A 16,728-nucleotide genomic window follows, 5' to 3' on the forward strand; every position below is an offset into this window, starting at 1 on the left:
CCTTAACAAAACAATCAACAACAGAAAACAAAAGAACACGACTTAAAAAGGAAACCACCATGAACAAGATGACAAAAACAGTGATTGCAGCCGTACTGACTTTCTCTGCCACCGCAGTATTGGCCAACACCATGGATCACTCCAAAATGGACCACTCTAAGATGGATCATGGAAAAGTGGACCACAGCAAAATGGATCACGGCAACATGAAAGAAGGCAGCATGAAAATGGATCACTCATCAATGATGGGTATGGAAGGCATGTCTGACGTTGGCATGCCAGCAAAAGGGGCGAAGCCTGATAAAGTGGCGCACGTAATTTTGAGCGATGACATGAAGATCACCTTCAAAAAAGAAGTGACGATTGAGCCAAACGACGTGGTGCAGTTCGTTGTGATGAACACAGGCAAAATTGACCATGAGTTTTCGATTGGCTCCGCGGCTGAGCAGCTAAAACACCGTGAAATGATGAAACAAATGGGTAGCCATGCACATGACAGCGGCAGCACGGTGACGGTTCAACCAGGCAAAGCCAAACAGTTGTTGTGGCATTTCCATGGCGATAACAAAGTCGAGTTTGCCTGTAACATCCCAGGTCACGCCGAAGCGGGGATGGTGAAAAGCATCGAGTTATAAGCACATCGTTTTACTTTTACCAATCGAGCGGTGGATATCTTCCTTAATGTGAACAATCTGCCGCTCGTTTTGCTCTGAACGACACATTTGTTGACATAGAGATTACAAATCTCCGTCTTGAGCCACTACTATTGGCATGAACCCAATTCTAAGTGTTTAGATCATGACCTTGCTGCTGAATCACCGCTGGTTAAGCCTCTTACTGTGTAGCTTATGGGCAGTGCCCGCACTGGCCAATATTGACCTGCCTGAAACTCAGCGCTGGTCGATTTTTTATCGCGCAGCGCTTGAGCAGCAAAGCACGCCACTGGTGGCGAGCCAAACCCTCAATCAATACCCGTTTGCGCTACTCAGCAGTCATAGTCAATATCCTGATTTTACTCAATATACTTGGCAAGAGATCGCGGATTTAGCCGCCATGGCCGAGCAGTGCCAGCCGCTTAACTCCTCTTCGCCGTATTTGGCGAAAGCGGTCGAATTTGAGTTGGCGTTATGTCGCCAAACGCCGCTCGGCGCAGAGTGGTTTCAGCGTGTTGCGTGGCAACATCCGGCGGGAGGCAGCTACGCAGATCGCTATATTGAACACTTACCGGATGCAGAACAGGCAAGCTTTGCTTCGACGCATCCAACACGTTTTACTTTGGCGAGTCGCTATCATCCGTTACATACCTTGTGGCAACGACCGGGCGCTGCCGGAGTGGATGCACTGCTCAACGGTTTTCGTCTCTATCTTGCGCCAAATGATGAGCTGTGGCTAAGCAGCGAAGCGGGCTGGCATATGCTTTCGAGCGTGCAGTGGCGCGCACTCACCGCACCACTGCCATTCACACTTGAGCCTTATCAAGCGCAAAAGCCTTGCGATGAACGTTACAGTAACCTCTGCTTTAATCAGCGCGTTAGCAGTCATGCGCTGCTGTATAGCGGTTTGGTTATCGGCGTGTTGCTTGCGTTTGGCGCTGCGCTGCGTTCACTTTGGCTGCGCTATCAAGAAGGGCGCGAGCGGCGCTTTATTTTGCAACTGCTGACTCACGAACTGCGCACGCCCATCACCAGTTTAGGGTTTACCGTCGAGTCACTACGCGGCCAATTTGATGAGTTATCCCCCAAGGCGCAAGAGAGCTTATGGCGATTAATGGCCGATCATCAGCGGCTAGCACAACTGAGCGAGACCAGTCGCCACTACTTGAGCCCGAGCCACGATACTATGGCGCGCTACCCAGCGCAGTTGAGTGACTTTATCGAGCATTGCATTGAGGACTTTGAGGTTGAGCTTCATCTCAAACACGACCCAATACTCGCACTGCCCTATTACTGGCTTGGGCTGTGCATCACCAACTTACTCAGCAATGCCAAACAACATGGCGCGCCGCCCATTCGCCTGACGGTAAGTGTGGTTGCACAAACGCTGCGCATTGAAGTGGAAGATTGCGGTGAATTTCCCTCTTTCTACCAACGTCTGTGCAAACGACTTTCGAGGCATCAAGACACTCACTCGCGCCCAAACACAGATAACATGGGCGTTGGCTTACAGTTGGTGCGAAAACTCATCACCCAAATGGGCGGCAAACTGGTTATCCGTCGTCATCCAACCCGTTGTATTTTGGAGCTGCCGCTATGAAGCGTATTTTGCTGATTGAAGATGACACCTTACTCGGCCAAGGTCTGCGCGATTATCTGCATGACCATGGTTATGCATGTGAGTGGGTAACGCAGAGCCAACAGGTCGAAAAGCACTGGTTCAGTACCGATCTGGTGATTTTGGATCGGCAATTGCACGATGGTGACAGCCTGAAACATCTGCCGCACTGGTTGATGCTTAAAGCCCTGCCAGTGATCGTACTGACCGCCAAAATTGAAGTGGAGCAACGGATTGAAGGGCTCAAAGCGGGGGCGAAAGATTATGTGCTCAAGCCCTTTTCCCACCAAGAGTTGCTGGCACGCATCGAAGCGCAACTGCGCCCGCTCGGCAGTAGCGTACTCAGCTACGCGGATATTGTGGTCGATGTGGCTAATCGATCTGTGCTGCATAACCAAACGCCGGTTGAGCTCAAACCGAAAGAGTTTCAACTGCTGTTGATGCTGTTGCAAAATCCGGGGCGCGTTTATCACCGTGATGAGCTGCTCAATCTTATTTGGGGTTATCAATATTTCCCAACCACGCGCACCGTGGATAACCACATTTTGCATTTGCGACAAAAGCTGCCGCAACTGGATATCGAGACCCTGCGTGGCGTGGGTTATCGCCTCAAAGGAGCCTCCGTATGATCTGCGCCTCTTTTCGCAATCACGTTACGCAACTTGGTATGCTCAGCGCGTTAGTAAGCGGCGCCGCGATAGCGGAAACGCCTCCAAGCCCCACCCATGCTTGGTTTCGCACCACACCGCTGCAAAGCAGTTACCAGCTATTGGTTGAGGGGCATCCCACGCAAGCGTGGCACGAGCTCATCCACACACTGTCTACCACGCCCGTAGCCGAGCCTTTTTGGCAACCAATTAAAGAGGTCATTCTCAGTCAAACCCAATGCGGACAAGCACTTCCAAGCACATCGCCTAACGATCTCGCGATTGCGGTGACTTTTATTCATAAGTTCAATCAGACATTCCAAGGCTACCAAGTGAGGCTGAGCGCCGAAAACCTCACCCAGCCGCTGGCGGTGCGTCTGGCTTCTGCGCAAGGTGCAACCTTGTTAGCAGCAGAGCTTGCGCCTGCCGATTACGCCGAAGTGGAAAGTCGCGATCTGCTTTCGCCGTATGCCGCAGGTGTCTATTGGCTCACTCTGGGCGAGCAACGCATGGCGTTGCTGATTTCGGCCCCTTCCAGCACACCGTGGATTGAACAATCCAGCGCGGCCGATCTCACTATCCGCTTCCCCGCCACGCCTTCGGGCTGCGCATCGTCACTGGCTCGTTGGCAATTTTTTGATCAAAACTTTACCCTGCTGCACTCACAAACCGTCAACCGTGATCAGCCTCCTGCCCCACCCACAGCCCCTTCTCAAGCGCGCTGGCGTAGCCTCAGCGTTATCCAAAGTGAATACCAAGGCACCATTCGCGTGGAGCAAATGCAGCGCCTGACGATACCCATTGACTAAGTTCAGGCAAAAGAGGGAAAGACATACTGGTGACAAAACCTATCGATGGACGAGGTTAAATATCTGGGTTACTCGATAGGAGACCGATATGAAATTGACCTTTTCCTCACTGGGGCTACTGCTGCTGGTGAGCGCGCCGAGCTTTGCGTTGACCTTAAAACAGGGCGATCAGCACTGGCAGATTGACCCCGACACACTGGCCATCAGCCTCAAGCAAGACTCACAAACTTTCGCTATCAACCAAGGCAGCCTACAGATTGACGGGCAGACACAACAGGCAACGCAATTAACCCAAAGCGCCGAGCAAGCAACATGGACACTCAAGCCAAGTGGCGTGCAAGTGTCTGCACAGTTACAACAAGGGTTGAACATCGATTTTCGCTGGCCAAGTGCTCGTGGGATTGAACGCCAAGCTCCTAAAGCACTGCGCTGGTTTGATCTCAGTGAAGCATCGACCCAAACGCTGTTACTGCCGTTTGACGAAGGAATGCGAGTGCCGACCGATAACCCGACTTGGACACGTTATTTGATAGACAATCATTCGGGTGCCAATACCACGCAAGATCTCAAAATGCCGTTCTGGAGCGCGCAACAGGGCGAACACTTCATCAGCTATCAACTGCTCAACGCCACCAATAACCAGCTGAACTTTAGTGAGCAGCAAAACAAGTTGGACTTGCAAGCCGAGCACTGGTTTACCCCGCTGAACCAAAGTGAGCCTTTTAGCGTGCGCATCACCGTGGGCGATGAGATGCTGGCAGGAGCCAAAGCTTATCGCGACTGGCGCGAAGCGGCGGGGCTGCGTGTTTTACTTGCAGAAAAACGCAAGGCAAATCCGCAGATCGAAAAAATGATTGGCGCAAGCCACGTCTATCTATTCGGGCGTGATTTAATCGCAGTGCAAGATGTGCGGGATTGGTGGGGACTGCGCGATTGGTTTTGGCGCTCTGAATTTACCCCTTCGCCAGCGTTACAAAAGGAATTGGCGAGCCTAAAAAAAGGCCAAGACTGGCTTAATCAGTATCAGAAAAAATTGCTGGTCGGTGAGATAAACCAAGCCTTGAACCAGAAGTTCAAGGCCGACCCATCGTCCATTCAAGCGCAGTACCAAGCCGCGCAGCAGCGCAAAGCTTGGCTGACTGAACACGCTGGCGCATACCTCAAACCAAGCGATCACTGGGGACAAGGGTTAGCGCAACCCATGATCAGCACCCTTCAGCAAGCAGGATTAAGCAAACTCTGGCTAGGTCTTGATAACTGGATGCCAGCCTTTTATCAGCCGCAAGTGGTCGATAGCGCCAAACAAGCCGGCTATTTGATTGGCGTGTATGACTCATACAATACCGCGATTGAAAAAGGCATCAACGACAGTTGGCTGACCGCGCAGCTGCCGGATCGCATGCGCGAAAACTGCGCGATTGAAAAAGCCGATGGCACGTTGCAACTGGGCTTTCGCGGTAACGGCTTTTATCTCAATCCCGCCTGTGAACTCGGTTACGTTAAACAGCGCGTGCAAGATATTCTCCATTTCGGGCGCTTTAACAGCCTGTTTCTCGATGTGGATGGCACCGCCATGGCGCGTGAAGATTACCGCTCGCGCAGCAACGAAACCGCGATGCTAGCCGCCTTTAACACCCGAATGCAGGATATTGCAAACACGCCGAAGCTGATTTTGGGATCGGAAGATGGCAATGCCCTGACCACTCAAGGGCTGGTGTTTGCTCATGGTATGGAAACAGTCGGCTTTGGCTGGACAGACCAAGCGATGAAGAGTGACAAGCAGTCACCTTATTATTTGGGCAACTGGTATCCCGATGAAAAGCCGGATTTTTTCTTTAAATCAGCGCAAGTCAAAGAGCCTTATCGCAGCTTACTTTTTGCCCCAGAGTACAAAGTGCCGCTCTATCAAGCGGTGTTTCATGACGAGCTGATCAGTAGCCACCACTGGCACAGCGACAGTTTGAAGTTTTCGAATATCAAAGCCGTGCGTGATTTGCGTGCCATGCTGTTTAACACTCCGGCGATGGTGCATTTAAGCCGCGATGAAACGCATAAAAACTCCGCGCGTATCGAGCAGCTCAAGCACTATCAACAAGGTTTTTTGCCCTTGCATGAGCAGTTGTGGGATAAAGCCTTGGTCGATTTTCGCTGGCTGGATAAGCAAGGCCAAGTGCAGCAAACGCGCTATAGTGATGGCTCGATTCTCAGTGCAAATTTTAGCGCGCAGCCGTTTAAGCTCGCAGGAGGAGAAGTGATCGCGCCACACAGCCTATTGGCCAAGCGCAGTGATGGGCAAACACTGACTTGGGCACCAATGCCATAAGTGCGGGATCAGCGCTTTGTATCCAAGGCAAAAAAACAAAGCCGCCATTTACTCTGTGGTGTAAACGGCGGCTTTATTTGTATTCATATTGACTGTTTGACCACAAACTTGCCCATAAGCATTCTCAATGCTTGTGCTTGCTGCGCTAAGTCCTCACTGGCTTGGGATGTTTCATTAGAACTCATCATCACAATTTCACCAGCGTCGCGAATACCGTTGAGGTTGCTACTTATTTCTTCTGCAGATACTGCCTGCTCTTCACTCGCCGCTGCAACTTGGGTATTCGCTTCCATCAATTCAGCAAGAGCATTTGAAATCACATCCAGCTGCACTTTCGCTTCTTCGATAGACGCAAAACTGCTCTCGATCTTTTCATCGCTAGAGTGGATCATATCTACCGCCGTGCCAGCGCGCACAACTAGGGTGTTGATGAGATTACCGATTTCTTGTGTCGCGTGTTGGCTTCTCGAGGCAAGCGCACGCACTTCATCGGCCACCACAGCAAAACCTCGTCCTTGTTCGCCAGCACGAGCCGCTTCTATTGCCGCATTTAGCGCGAGCAAGTTAGTCTGCTCAGCAATGCCTTCGACCACCATGACAAAGTTTTGGATCTGCTCGGTACTAGTTTGTAGCTCTTCTATGATTCTTTGCGAACTTTGCGCGCTTTCCACTAACTCTTTAGACAGGGACTGGGTTTGACTAATCACAACGCAAGTGTGTTTGACATTTTCATCCGCTCTTGCTGTCGAGGTCGTTGCCTCTTCCGCACTGCTGGCAACCTCGGTAATGCTCGCGGCAATTTGATGCATCGCACTCGCCACTTGATCCATATTCTGCTGTTGTCGCTCAACAGAGCGACGGTTGCTATCCGCCACAGCGGTTAGTTGGGTAACCGTAGATGCAATCGTGTTAGCACGATCGATAACCTCTCCTACCATGCTTTCAAGCGCTTGAGCCATGCTGTTCATGTGTGTTAGCAACTGACCGATTTCATCTTTGGAATCCACCTGAGCTCGTTGAGTGAGATCGCCATGAGCGATTTTGTAAGCGAGATTTCTTGCATAGGCCACCGATTTAACGATCTGCTTGCTAAACAACAGACCCAATGTTGCGCCGAATGCTAACGCAAACAAAGAGAGGAGCAACATACCACTCAGCGCTTCTTTTTCTTCCTGTTCGGCTATGTGAATCGATTGAATCGTTGCCGCTTCAATTTTGCCCAACACCTCAATTAAATGATGATCCAGTTGCTCTGTATAGGCTTCTAACTCTGCGGCTAAGGTAACGAGTTCAGCCGCAGCAACGCCTTTGTGCAACTCTGCCAGCAGTTTATTCAGTTGACGCTCAAAACTTGCTTGTTCTTGCTGCAACGCTTGAAAATCTCGCTCTAAGTTTTGTAAATAACGTTGAACTTCTGGCATGACGTTTTGTTGTAAAGCGATGTTTAGCGCCTGGTTGGCTTTCTCTAGTTCTAGCCGCCCCTTGTCGACACCGAGCCGCAACTTGTTGAGATATTGCAGTTGTTCGTTCGCAGAGGACTCAAGCGGGATCTGAGAGAAACGCAGCAACTTTTCCAGCATTACCGCGCTTTCAAGCTGGTGAACGGTTAAGTCAGTGACAACTTTGGTCAAAGGAATATTATTATTGGCGATACTGTCTATCTCTAGAGCAACTTTCTCCATTTTAGTGACCGCAAACGCAGAGACAAGGATGATGAGGCTCAGTAGTGCGCCGACCAAGCTACTCATTTTTTGCGTTATCGTTAAATTGTTCAGCCATTTCATATTCATTCGTCCTTGCGCAAAATAAAACCAACTTGGTAAATGCTAGCCCCATCTCCAAAGCTCGAAAAACTCTATAAGCCAGACGACTGAAGTCGTTCTAATTCACGCATCATCCAAAGTGTGGATCGTCTTCCCATCTCTTTTTTGATTCTTTCATTTTAGACCATGATTAAAGTAGAACAAGCTAATTAAGTGATGAATGAATAACTCTTTAGGTTAAGAAAAAGCCAGTCACCGGGACTGACTGTCATTGGAAATGAGACTCAGGAGACGAGCTTTGTCGCAATTTACGCCGCTGCTTCTTACAAAGATACATCGCCTCATCCGCTTCAGAGAGCAATGCTTCAACCGAGTCTCCACAGAGATGTTGCAACCGTGTAGCTGCTCCCCAGCTGTATTCAATCGGCGGAAAACCCGATTCACTTTGTGATTTCAGGCTCTCCTCCAAACGCGCGATGGTGCTAGCCACATCATAATGGCCGCCATGTTGGATCAGAGCACTTACCTTTAAGTACAACGCCTTACTAGCCAAGCGACTCCACGCGGCACTCTTTGTCCAATTTTGCGGCCTCAACGAAATAGTCGTCGTGACTGACGAGAATCAAAGCCCCACGATAATCGCGCAACGCAGAGGCTAACACCGATTTCGCCTCGATATCTAAGTGGTTATCGGGTTCGTCCAATAGCAGCAAAGGATCGCCGTCAACATGGCTAACCATCAGCATCGCCAGTTTCATTTTTCCCCCGCCACTCAGATGTCGCGCTTTTCGATGTACCGAGTCACCACGAAAACCAATTCCTGCCAACAGCAGTCGCGCATCGTTGTCATTCAAGCCTAAACAAAAATCGATGAGGTTTTCCAGCACACTGCGTTCAAGCTCAAGCAAACGATAATCCTGATCTAAATAAACTACCGATGTGTTGAGCTTGATTTGACCTTGATACTCTTGATGCAACCCCGCAATCGCTTTGAGTAAGCGACTTTTACCACAGCCATTGGCACCACTTAGGCACAGGTGCTCAAATTGCCTAACTTGAAAGTCCAACAACGGATGATGTGCACCGCCAGAGCGATAGCGCTCAACACTCAGCAGCAGCCGATTTTTATTGCTCTCAACATCAGCCAGATAGATTGCGGTTGGCGATTCGAGCACTCTTTTTGCTGACAAACTCAACAACTGCTGCTGATTACGTTTCAGTTGATTTTTCCCATTGATGACAGTTGCAGAGCGACTTTTTTCCGCACTGTTTTTTTTGCCGTCCATCAATATCTTCGGCTGGCTACCTGTTCTTAGCGCTTTTCGCCCTTGAGTTGCGCGCTGTTGCGCTTTTTCGTGGCTTTTTTGCAACTCTCGCGCTATCGATTTCTGCTCGCTTTTCAGTTGGGCGACTTTTCTCTCTAGTGCTTGTTGCTGTAATTGCCACTGGCTATGGTACGCCGCATAGTTACCTTCAAACCAATGTAACCCCTCTGAAGTCAAACGCGCTATACGATCCATCTCCATCAACAAGGCACGATCATGACTGGCGACTAAAATTGGACGCTGTTCTTTTCGTAACTGAGTTATCAGCCACTCTCTGCTCAATGTGTCGAGATGATTGCTGGGCTCATCCAACACTAAGGCATCACTTGACGCCAGAAACAAGCGCTTGAGCTTTAAAAGAGTAAACTGCCCGCCGCTCAATTCACGGCAGCTCGCCTCAGCTGGCAGCGTGATTCTCAGCTCATCTAATATGCTTTGTATCGTTTCAACGATGTTCCACTGCTCACCAAGCTGGGTAAAGTGTTTAGCGTCCACACTCCCAGCCTCAATGGCGCGCAAGGCTGCCAGTTGTTCTGCCATGCCTAAGTAGGTCGCGATCGTTGTATCACGTTCTTGCTCGTGAATATTTTGATCAAAATAGCCTATCGTTGCGCCAACATGGACATGGCCTGATGTTTCGGTGAGTTTACCGATGAGTAGTTGTAGCAACACCGATTTTCCGACGCCATTGCGCCCGACTAAACCACTCTTTCCAGCAGGCAAATGAAAATCCAGCGAATGGAATAACCATTCACCACTATTTAATTGAAAGCTCAACTGATGAGCATGAATATTGGGCATGAGACCCCCTTACTATTAAAAACAGTAAGAAGTCAGTCGGCTAAAATTACCCTCAGACCCGAGTGCTAATCCCCGCAAAAAATAGCACGGAGCATCGAGTAAACAAGGTTAAACTAATTTAGATTTTCAGATAGACGGAAACGCAACTACGCCAACTAACTCCAAGAGCCGAATGAAATATCATCGGTATAAGAAAAGTTAGATATCCATGTTGGCGTCATCTCCGAAAGAAAGGATGTCGGGAGGTTAACAATTGAACAATGGCGATGTCAAGCGTGTAGCAAAATAGGGATAACAACCTGCAACAAAAAAACAATATTATCAATAACCAATAAATTTGTGATTCACCATTGATATTTAGAATAATCATAAAATCAAGCAATGAATCACATGATATTTTCCTCATCCTATCTATGCATCACAAATACAACTACAAGTGATCGTAATGTGTATAGATATTATTAAAACGTTAAATATCAATAAGGAACTATCTGTGAAAAAGTTGGCTTTATCTAAAGTTTTTCTCTTGGGCTTAATCGCGTCTTCTACAGTGAATGCAAACGGCCTATCAGGCGTGCTAGGCATTGGCTATGGGTTCGGTGGTGATGACCTGTTTAAAGGCATTTACGATAACGGCGATAGTGAAAAAATCAAAGCGAACCAAGGTGTTTCTCTCTTCGGTGGCGTTGATGTAGCGCTTCCGCAAGATTTTCTTTTACGCGGTACGATCGGTTACAAATTTGATAGCATCACCGCTTCAAATGGCGATGTGAGTTTCGATCGCATTCCGCTAGAATTCACCGCGTTTAAAGCGTTCAACGAACATAAAATTGGCGCAGGTATCGCCTACCACACGGCGGTCACACTAGAGTGTAAAGTAACCAATGTTTGCGATGGCGAAGTCGAGTTTGATGACGCAGCAGGCTTTACCGTGCAGTACGAATACGCTTTTGCTCCTCTAGCGATCGGTCGTTTTGCCGTTGGCGCAAAATACACCAACATTGATTACAAAGTCTCTTCGACTGGAGAGAAATTTGATGGTAGTGGCTTTGACTTTCATCTGAGCTACTTATTCTAAATAGATATCCTCTAAGCAAAAAGGGGAGCGTTGTTCATTGAGTCAACGCTCCCTGTGAAAAATTTCAATGTTAGGGATAGACAATGAAAAAACTGTTGCTTCTTCTCTTATTCTCGGTTAATTGCCACGCATTGGGTGAAATAGCCCTCACCAACTCAGACATCGATTTTGAGCCGTTTCTCTCTGACTCTCTGCAAATCCCGCTTTCCCAATATGCCGAACAGCCATTGGCTTTTACTCCAGATTTAGTAGGAACAAAGCCTTACATAATCAATAGCACCACTCAGCAAAATTGGAATGTTGTATCTAACGAGGTCATCCCGATGCTACTCATTGAGTCGGTAGCGGCGGCTTATTCTTATTGGGCCTCTAAAGATCCGGCCACTGCTGGAACCTTTTTAGGCCTCTCGGGCTTATTTCTACTCGATATGGAAAATAGAAAAGTTGGCGCCATTGGCGCATTAACTCTAGGCGCTTTAGGCTTGTACAATATCAATATTGATGAAGATGAAAAAAGTGAAGGTGAGATTTTTCGCGATAATATGATTGGGGTAAATCTCATCTTCTTGTCGATGGCAACGACCCATCTCCTCTTTCCTCGCCTGCAGGGGGATATCAGTATCTATCCTCAAGGCAAAGATACGTGGTTTATTAACTACCAATATCGCTTTTAATCACTAAAACCGTCAGCCCGCTGATTTACGGGCTGACTGATTTCTAACGCATCACAAATTTTTCGGCGTGGAAAACTTTATCAACATTCACTCGATAAGGTTTGAGCGCTTTTTTCAATGCGTTTGAAAACGGCGCAGGTCCACAGAAATAGAACTCGAACTGACGCAAATCCCCACATTGCTGGGCAATGGTTTGCGCCGAGAGTAGTAGGTCCTTGCTTGCGTCAATGATCGTTAATGACACTCCGGCTTGTTGCGCTTTTTGCTTAAGTTCATCACACAAGCTTGGCTCTGCCTGCTGACAACAGAAAAACAGATGCGTGTGCGGGTGAGTCTGTTGACTGGCGAACCACTCTAGGCCCGCCATAAACGGCGCGATACCGACGCCCGCACCAATCCAGATTTGAGGCCGCTCAGCGGTAAACTCAAACTTGCCGTACGGCCCTTCTATTTGCAGAACATCCCCCTGACTTAAGCGTTGATGTAACCCGGTTGTAAAGTCTCCCAGCTCTTTGATCAAAAACCTGAGCTGAGAGCCGTTCGGTGCGCTGGCGATGGTGAAAGGGTGCGGCTCTTCCCCGGCAAAACAGAGATAAGCAAATTGCCCGGCCTGGTGGCTTGGCCACTTAGCCTCGGCTTCCAACGTGAGATCCAGTGTCTGACTTAACGCACAGTAGCGTAACGCTTTTACCGACGCAGAGTAACGCGCTCGGCGTCCGACCAATCCCGCAAGGCTGTACAAAGCGGCTAAAGAGCCAACCACAAGAAAACTGGTGGTCAACCAGTAGATAGGCTCTCCCCAATAGGCACGTTTTAGCAGCACAAACGAATGAAAAGCCACTAGCAAGTAAACGACAGCCATTAAACGGTGAGTGAGACGAAAAGGTTTATACTTGACAGCAGACCAAAGCGAGAGCACAAGCAGAGCGAGTAACAGATAGAACCCCCATTCGCCACCTTCCAGTGCCACTGGTTTGAGTTGTTTCAACCACTGTGCCCAGCCTGTTAAGTTCGCATTCGGGCCAGAGCCATTAAACCGGACAGGTTTTGATATCACCTCTAATGAAATCAACCACTTGGGCAAATGATATGCCAACCAGTGGAACGCTCCAAGCAGCACAGCGGCAATGCCGAGCCATTTGTGAATGCGGTATCCTTTATCCAGCCCTTGCGTCCAAGTCTCGATTATCGGCAAGCGCAGCGCCAGCACCATCGCAGTCGACATCAGGATGAGAGACAAAATGCCAGAATACTGTATTAATCCCGATCGCCATTGGAAGAAATTATCCGAGGTGAGTAGTGATGGCTCCGCTTGAATCCACAGCAGTGTGACAAGCGCAACCACGCTAAAAATGCCATATTTAACCCTATCCATAACCAATTCCGCTTTTTTATTAAGGTTATTTTAGAGTAACCAACCTAATGTAAAGCAGCGTTTCATCTTGGTAAATTTGGGTAAAGAAAAGGCCACTCTTTACTAGTGGCCTTGTTTTCGCTTGAGTACAGCAGATTGGCGATTAACGCGCGCGATTTTTGACAAACTTCTTCACTTTCTTCATCGCCATTTGCTGTTTGAGTGGCGACAAATAATCGATAAACAGATTGCCGGACAGGTGATCAATTTCGTGCTGCATCACAATGGCGAGAAAGTCACTGCTTTCGATTTTAAGCGGTTTGCCGTCACGGTCTAACGCTTCGACCACTACAGAGGTGTAGCGCTCAACATCGGCGTAGTATTCTGGCACCGACAAACATCCTTCCTGTCCCATGGCTTTGTTATCACCACTGACAACAACCGGGTTAATCAGTATCAAAGGCTCATTGCGCTTTTCCGACAAATCGATCACCACAATCGCCTCTTCGCGGCCCACTTGAGGTGCAGCCAGGCCAACGCCATTGTCGGTCGCGTAGAGGGTATCCAACAGATCGTCGATCAGTGTTTGTACTGCAGCAATATCGGTTACAGGTTTGGACTCCACGCGAAGTCGCGGATCGGGTGCGGTCAGAATGTCTAAAACAGCCATGGGTTCCTTAAATCATCGATTGAATAAAAATAGCGCGGCGTAAGATAGTGTTTTATCACTCACTTGTAAACCTATGCTTGGCTAGGTGCTGGATATTCTTTAGGAGAGAGGAAGAAAGCGCAATCCTTCATTGCTCGCTTCATCTATTCACCACTTGGCGCTAGAATACAGCTGGTAGAAGCGAACTCGATCGCATTGCTGACAACGAAATGCACACCCGCTGTGGCCGAGTCTCGTTTCACCTCCTTCTTATTTAAGCAAACAAGCCGCCAACCCGTTTCTCCTGTTCCATTCGGTTGGTGGATTTTATTGAACGCTACTTGGACACTCATCATGAGTTTATTTGAGAACTTCTCAATCATCATTGCGCTGATACTAACCAGCTGCTTTTTTTCTATGTCTGAAATCGCCTTGGCCGCGGCAAGAAAAATGCGTCTCCGCCAATTTGCTGAAGAAGGAGACGAACGCGCCACACAAATCCTTGATCTGCAAAGCAACCCCGGCAACTTCTTCACCGTGGTGCAAATTGGCCTAAATGCGGTCGCCATTATGGGCGGTATTGTCGGTGAATCGGCGTTTACTCCGCATATTAAAACACTCTTAGAAAGCTGGCTGCCTGTCGCTTGGGTTAACCAGTTAAGCTTTTTCTTCTCTTTTATTTTGGTCACTAGCCTATTCATTCTATTTGCGGATTTGATGCCAAAACGTATTGCCATGGTGATGCCGGAAAAAATCGCCATGACACTGGTTCGACCGATGCTGATCTGCATTTCTCTGCTAAAGCCTTTTGTTTGGTTCTTCAACGGCTTGGCAAACACCATTTTCCGCATTTTTAGCGTCCCTGCTGAGCGCAATGATGACATTACCTCAGACGATATCTACGCAGTGATGGATGCGGGCGCGGAAGCGGGCGTTCTCGATCGCGGCGAGCAGAAGATGATGGAGAGCGTATTTGAGATGCAGTCGGTCCCGGTGACTTCGGCGATGACGCCTCGTGAAAGCCTGACGTATCTCTCGATGAAAGATGATGAAGAGCTCCTGAAGAAGAAGATTTCCGAAGATCCGCATCATAAGTTTTTGGTCTGCGATGATCAGTTGGACGCAATCAAAGGCTACATTGATTCAAAAGAGCTGCTGACGCGCCTGATTAACGGCCAGCCACTTAACTTAAAAGATGGCAGCATGATACAAGCCTGCCCAATCATTCCCGACACACTCAGCCTTTCTGAAGCACTGGAATACTTCAAAAACACCCGCGCTGATTTTGCGGTGATCATGAACGAATACGCCTTAGTACTTGGCATCGTCACGTTCAACGATTTACAAAGTGCGGTCATGGGCACTTGGGTACTGGCCGAGGGGGAAGAGCAGATCGTTGCCCGCGACCACAACTCTTGGCTGGTGGATGGCGTCACACCCATCACCGACGTGATGCGCGCTCTGAACATTGATGAGTTCCCTCACCCGCAAAACTACGAAACCATCGCCGGTTTTATGATGTATATGCTGCGCAAGATCCCACGCCGCACCGACTCCATCATCTACTCAGGGTACAAGTTTGAAGTGGTCGACATCGACAACTACAAAGTCGACCAGCTATTGGTCACTCGGGTTGAAGTAAACTGATCGCACTAGAAAAAATCCCTTTGCAATGGCAAAGGGATTGTTGTTTGGTCTTTCTGTTTTAGCGCTTTGGTTTTCACGCTTTGCTTAGATTAGAATAGATTGCTCAGCCAACGCTTAAACCAATCCACTAAGCGCTTAAACAGGCTACCTTCATCCACCGATTCCAATGCCACCAAGTCTACCTGTTTGACCACCTTGTCATCGATTTTATACAACACCTGACCGACCACCTGCTGCTTTTTCACTGGCGCGGTGATGTCGCTGGTGTACGTTAGTTCGGCATGCAGATTCTTACTCTCACCTTTAGTTAACGTTAAAAAAACTGGCTCGGCGATGCCGACTTTCAGCTCATCTTGACTGCCCATCCAGATCCTTGGTGTGGCTAACACCTGGTTTACATCGGTAGGAGAAATCGTATCGAAAAAGCGAAAGCCATAACTGAGCAATTGCTTGCTCTCAATTTCCCGACTGCTGGTGCTGTTTGAGCCCATGACCACCGAGATAAGACGCATGTTGCCACTGGTCGCGGACGTGGCGAGGCTATAACCCGCACCGCTGGTAAAGCCGGTTTTCATTCCGTCCACATTGAGGCTGCGATCGCGCAGCAAACCGTTGCGGTTGTACTGGGTGATGCCGTTGTAGGTGAACGAAGTCTCACTGTAAAACGGGTAGACAGCGGGTAAATCGCGAATAATCGCTTGCCCCAACTTGGCAATATCACGCGGGGTTGAGTAGAGCCCTTCGCTGTCGAGCCCGTGCGGATTGGTAAACGCACTGTTTTGCAGGTCAAGTTTTTTCGCCCAAGAGTTCATTAAGCTGACAAACGCCGCCTCGCTGCCGGCAACATGCTCGGCAATCGCCACGCTGGCATCATTGCCAGACTGAACAATAAGCCCGCGATAGAGATCGCTCATGCTGACTGAAGTACCAACTTCGATGAACATTTTTGAAGAGTCAGGGAAGTTTTTCGCCCAAGCATTGCGGCTCACCACCACTTGATCGTCAAAACCAATGTTGCCGCGATTCATCTCCTGCCCTGCCACATACGCGGTCATCAACTTGGTCAAGCTGGCGGGGTTCATCTTCACGTCGGCATTTTTGGCGACGATCACTTCACCAGAGTGGTAATCCATCAGCAGATAGCCTTTGGCGCTCAATTGCGGAGGATCGGGTACGACGGTAGGCGCAGCGATAGACGCCACGCTGCTCAAGCTGGCAAGCAGCGTCGCACTGAAGGTCACAAGAAATTTTCTATTCATAGCCATCATCTGTAGTCAAAACTTACCTGAGTATATTCAAGTACGTCTTTGTTACAGCGTTTGTGTTACGAATCGTTACCTTTCTTCGAACAATGTCGCAATCTTCTATGAAAACCAATAATTTAGCG

14 protein-coding genes are annotated in these 16,728 nt (G+C 48.8%); 8 read left to right on the forward strand and 6 right to left on the reverse strand.

Annotation, left to right across the window (positions count from 1 at the left end; translation table 11 throughout):
• Positions 1 to 68 precede the first annotated feature (68 nt).
• The 5 genes from UF06_RS00495 (at position 69) to UF06_RS00515 (ending at position 6,050) form a co-directional block, all read left to right on the forward strand.
• Positions 69 to 635, forward strand: coding sequence for a cupredoxin family protein (locus tag UF06_RS00495; protein ID WP_171816680.1), 567 nt, complete (start codon positions 69 to 71; stop codon positions 633 to 635).
• A gap of 163 nt (positions 636 to 798) precedes the next feature.
• A complete protein-coding gene (locus tag UF06_RS00500) occupies positions 799 to 2,253 on the forward strand; it encodes a DUF3404 domain-containing protein (protein ID WP_045568689.1) in 1,455 nt (484 codons plus the stop codon).
• Positions 2,250 to 2,900: a response regulator transcription factor gene (locus UF06_RS00505; protein WP_000821694.1), complete on the forward strand. Its 651-nt coding sequence runs from the start codon at positions 2,250 to 2,252 to the stop codon at positions 2,898 to 2,900. Before UF06_RS00500 ends, UF06_RS00505 begins: the two co-directional genes overlap by 4 nt.
• Positions 2,897 to 3,727: a DUF2861 family protein gene (locus UF06_RS00510; RefSeq protein WP_045568690.1), complete on the forward strand. Its 831-nt coding sequence runs from the start codon at positions 2,897 to 2,899 to the stop codon at positions 3,725 to 3,727. The genes UF06_RS00505 and UF06_RS00510 overlap by 4 nt, the downstream gene beginning before the upstream one ends.
• Positions 3,728 to 3,815: 88 nt before the next feature.
• Positions 3,816 to 6,050, forward strand: coding sequence for a glycoside hydrolase (locus tag UF06_RS00515; RefSeq protein WP_045568691.1), 2,235 nt, complete (start codon positions 3,816 to 3,818; stop codon positions 6,048 to 6,050).
• Between the two features lie 83 nt (positions 6,051 to 6,133).
• Here UF06_RS00515 and UF06_RS00520 read toward each other — a convergent pair whose 3' ends face one another.
• From UF06_RS00520 to UF06_RS00525, 3 genes are all read right to left on the reverse strand, one after another.
• Positions 6,134 to 7,834: a methyl-accepting chemotaxis protein gene (locus tag UF06_RS00520; protein ID WP_045568692.1), complete on the reverse strand. Its 1,701-nt coding sequence runs from the start codon at positions 7,832 to 7,834 to the stop codon at positions 6,134 to 6,136.
• Positions 7,835 to 8,081: 247 nt separating this feature from the next.
• A complete protein-coding gene (locus UF06_RS25435; RefSeq protein ID WP_139046229.1) occupies positions 8,082 to 8,366 on the reverse strand; it encodes a hypothetical protein in 285 nt (94 codons plus the stop codon).
• The gene (locus UF06_RS00525) at positions 8,359 to 9,939 is read right to left on the reverse strand and encodes an ATP-binding cassette domain-containing protein (RefSeq protein ID WP_045568693.1); all 1,581 of its coding nucleotides are present in this window, start codon (positions 9,937 to 9,939) and stop codon (positions 8,359 to 8,361) included. The genes UF06_RS25435 and UF06_RS00525 overlap by 8 nt, the downstream gene beginning before the upstream one ends.
• A gap of 493 nt (positions 9,940 to 10,432) precedes the next feature.
• On the opposite strand from UF06_RS00525, the gene UF06_RS00530 reads away from it, so the two are divergent.
• Together UF06_RS00530 and UF06_RS00535 are read left to right on the forward strand one after the other, a co-directional pair.
• Positions 10,433 to 11,017, forward strand: coding sequence for a hypothetical protein (locus UF06_RS00530; protein ID WP_242401969.1), 585 nt, complete (start codon positions 10,433 to 10,435; stop codon positions 11,015 to 11,017).
• Positions 11,018 to 11,100: 83 nt separating this feature from the next.
• Positions 11,101 to 11,691 carry a hypothetical protein gene (locus UF06_RS00535; protein WP_045568694.1) on the forward strand — a complete coding sequence of 197 codons (591 nt, stop codon included), beginning with the start codon at positions 11,101 to 11,103 and terminating at the stop codon, positions 11,689 to 11,691.
• A gap of 43 nt (positions 11,692 to 11,734) precedes the next feature.
• Here the strand turns inward: UF06_RS00535 and UF06_RS00540 are convergent, their stop codons facing one another.
• Entirely contained in the window at positions 11,735 to 13,066 is a 1,332-nt protein-coding gene (locus UF06_RS00540) for a ferric reductase-like transmembrane domain-containing protein (RefSeq protein ID WP_045568695.1), read from the reverse strand.
• 142 nt (positions 13,067 to 13,208) lie between these two features.
• On the reverse strand, positions 13,209 to 13,715 hold the full coding sequence (gene def, locus UF06_RS00545) for a peptide deformylase (RefSeq protein ID WP_045568696.1): 507 nt from the start codon (positions 13,713 to 13,715) through the stop codon (positions 13,209 to 13,211).
• Between the two features lie 333 nt (positions 13,716 to 14,048).
• Here def and UF06_RS00555 point away from each other — a divergent pair, with 333 nt between their 5' ends.
• Entirely contained in the window at positions 14,049 to 15,341 is a 1,293-nt protein-coding gene (locus tag UF06_RS00555) for a hemolysin family protein (protein WP_045568698.1), read from the forward strand.
• A gap of 89 nt (positions 15,342 to 15,430) precedes the next feature.
• On the opposite strand, the gene UF06_RS00560 is transcribed toward UF06_RS00555, so the two are convergent.
• Complete coding sequence (locus UF06_RS00560; protein ID WP_082069514.1) at positions 15,431 to 16,606, reverse strand: D-alanyl-D-alanine carboxypeptidase family protein; 1,176 nt, start codon at positions 16,604 to 16,606, stop codon at positions 15,431 to 15,433.
• Between the last annotated feature and the right edge of the window lie 122 nt (positions 16,607 to 16,728).

Origin of the sequence: Vibrio sp. S234-5 (genome assembly GCF_000960595.1) — a bacterium.
Lineage (GTDB): Bacteria > Pseudomonadota > Gammaproteobacteria > Enterobacterales > Vibrionaceae > Vibrio.

Excerpts from the sequence above, each read along its gene's own strand:
- UF06_RS00495 (WP_171816680.1), top strand. The coding sequence starts at position 69 with ATGACAAAAACAGTGATTGCAGCCGTACTGACTTTCTCTGCCACCGCA.
- UF06_RS00500 (WP_045568689.1), top strand. The coding sequence starts at position 799 with ATGACCTTGCTGCTGAATCACCGCTGGTTAAGCCTCTTACTGTGTAGC.
- UF06_RS00505 (WP_000821694.1), top strand. The coding sequence starts at position 2,250 with ATGAAGCGTATTTTGCTGATTGAAGATGACACCTTACTCGGCCAAGGT.
- UF06_RS00510 (WP_045568690.1), top strand. The coding sequence starts at position 2,897 with ATGATCTGCGCCTCTTTTCGCAATCACGTTACGCAACTTGGTATGCTC.
- UF06_RS00515 (WP_045568691.1), top strand. The coding sequence starts at position 3,816 with ATGAAATTGACCTTTTCCTCACTGGGGCTACTGCTGCTGGTGAGCGCG.
- UF06_RS00520 (WP_045568692.1), bottom strand. The coding sequence starts at position 7,834 with ATGAAATGGCTGAACAATTTAACGATAACGCAAAAAATGAGTAGCTTG.
- UF06_RS00525 (WP_045568693.1), bottom strand. The coding sequence starts at position 9,939 with ATGCCCAATATTCATGCTCATCAGTTGAGCTTTCAATTAAATAGTGGT.
- UF06_RS00535 (WP_045568694.1), top strand. The coding sequence starts at position 11,101 with ATGAAAAAACTGTTGCTTCTTCTCTTATTCTCGGTTAATTGCCACGCA.
- UF06_RS00540 (WP_045568695.1), bottom strand. The coding sequence starts at position 13,066 with ATGGATAGGGTTAAATATGGCATTTTTAGCGTGGTTGCGCTTGTCACA.
- def (WP_045568696.1), bottom strand. The coding sequence starts at position 13,715 with ATGGCTGTTTTAGACATTCTGACCGCACCCGATCCGCGACTTCGCGTG.
- UF06_RS00555 (WP_045568698.1), top strand. The coding sequence starts at position 14,049 with ATGAGTTTATTTGAGAACTTCTCAATCATCATTGCGCTGATACTAACC.
- UF06_RS00560 (WP_082069514.1), bottom strand. The coding sequence starts at position 16,606 with ATGGCTATGAATAGAAAATTTCTTGTGACCTTCAGTGCGACGCTGCTT.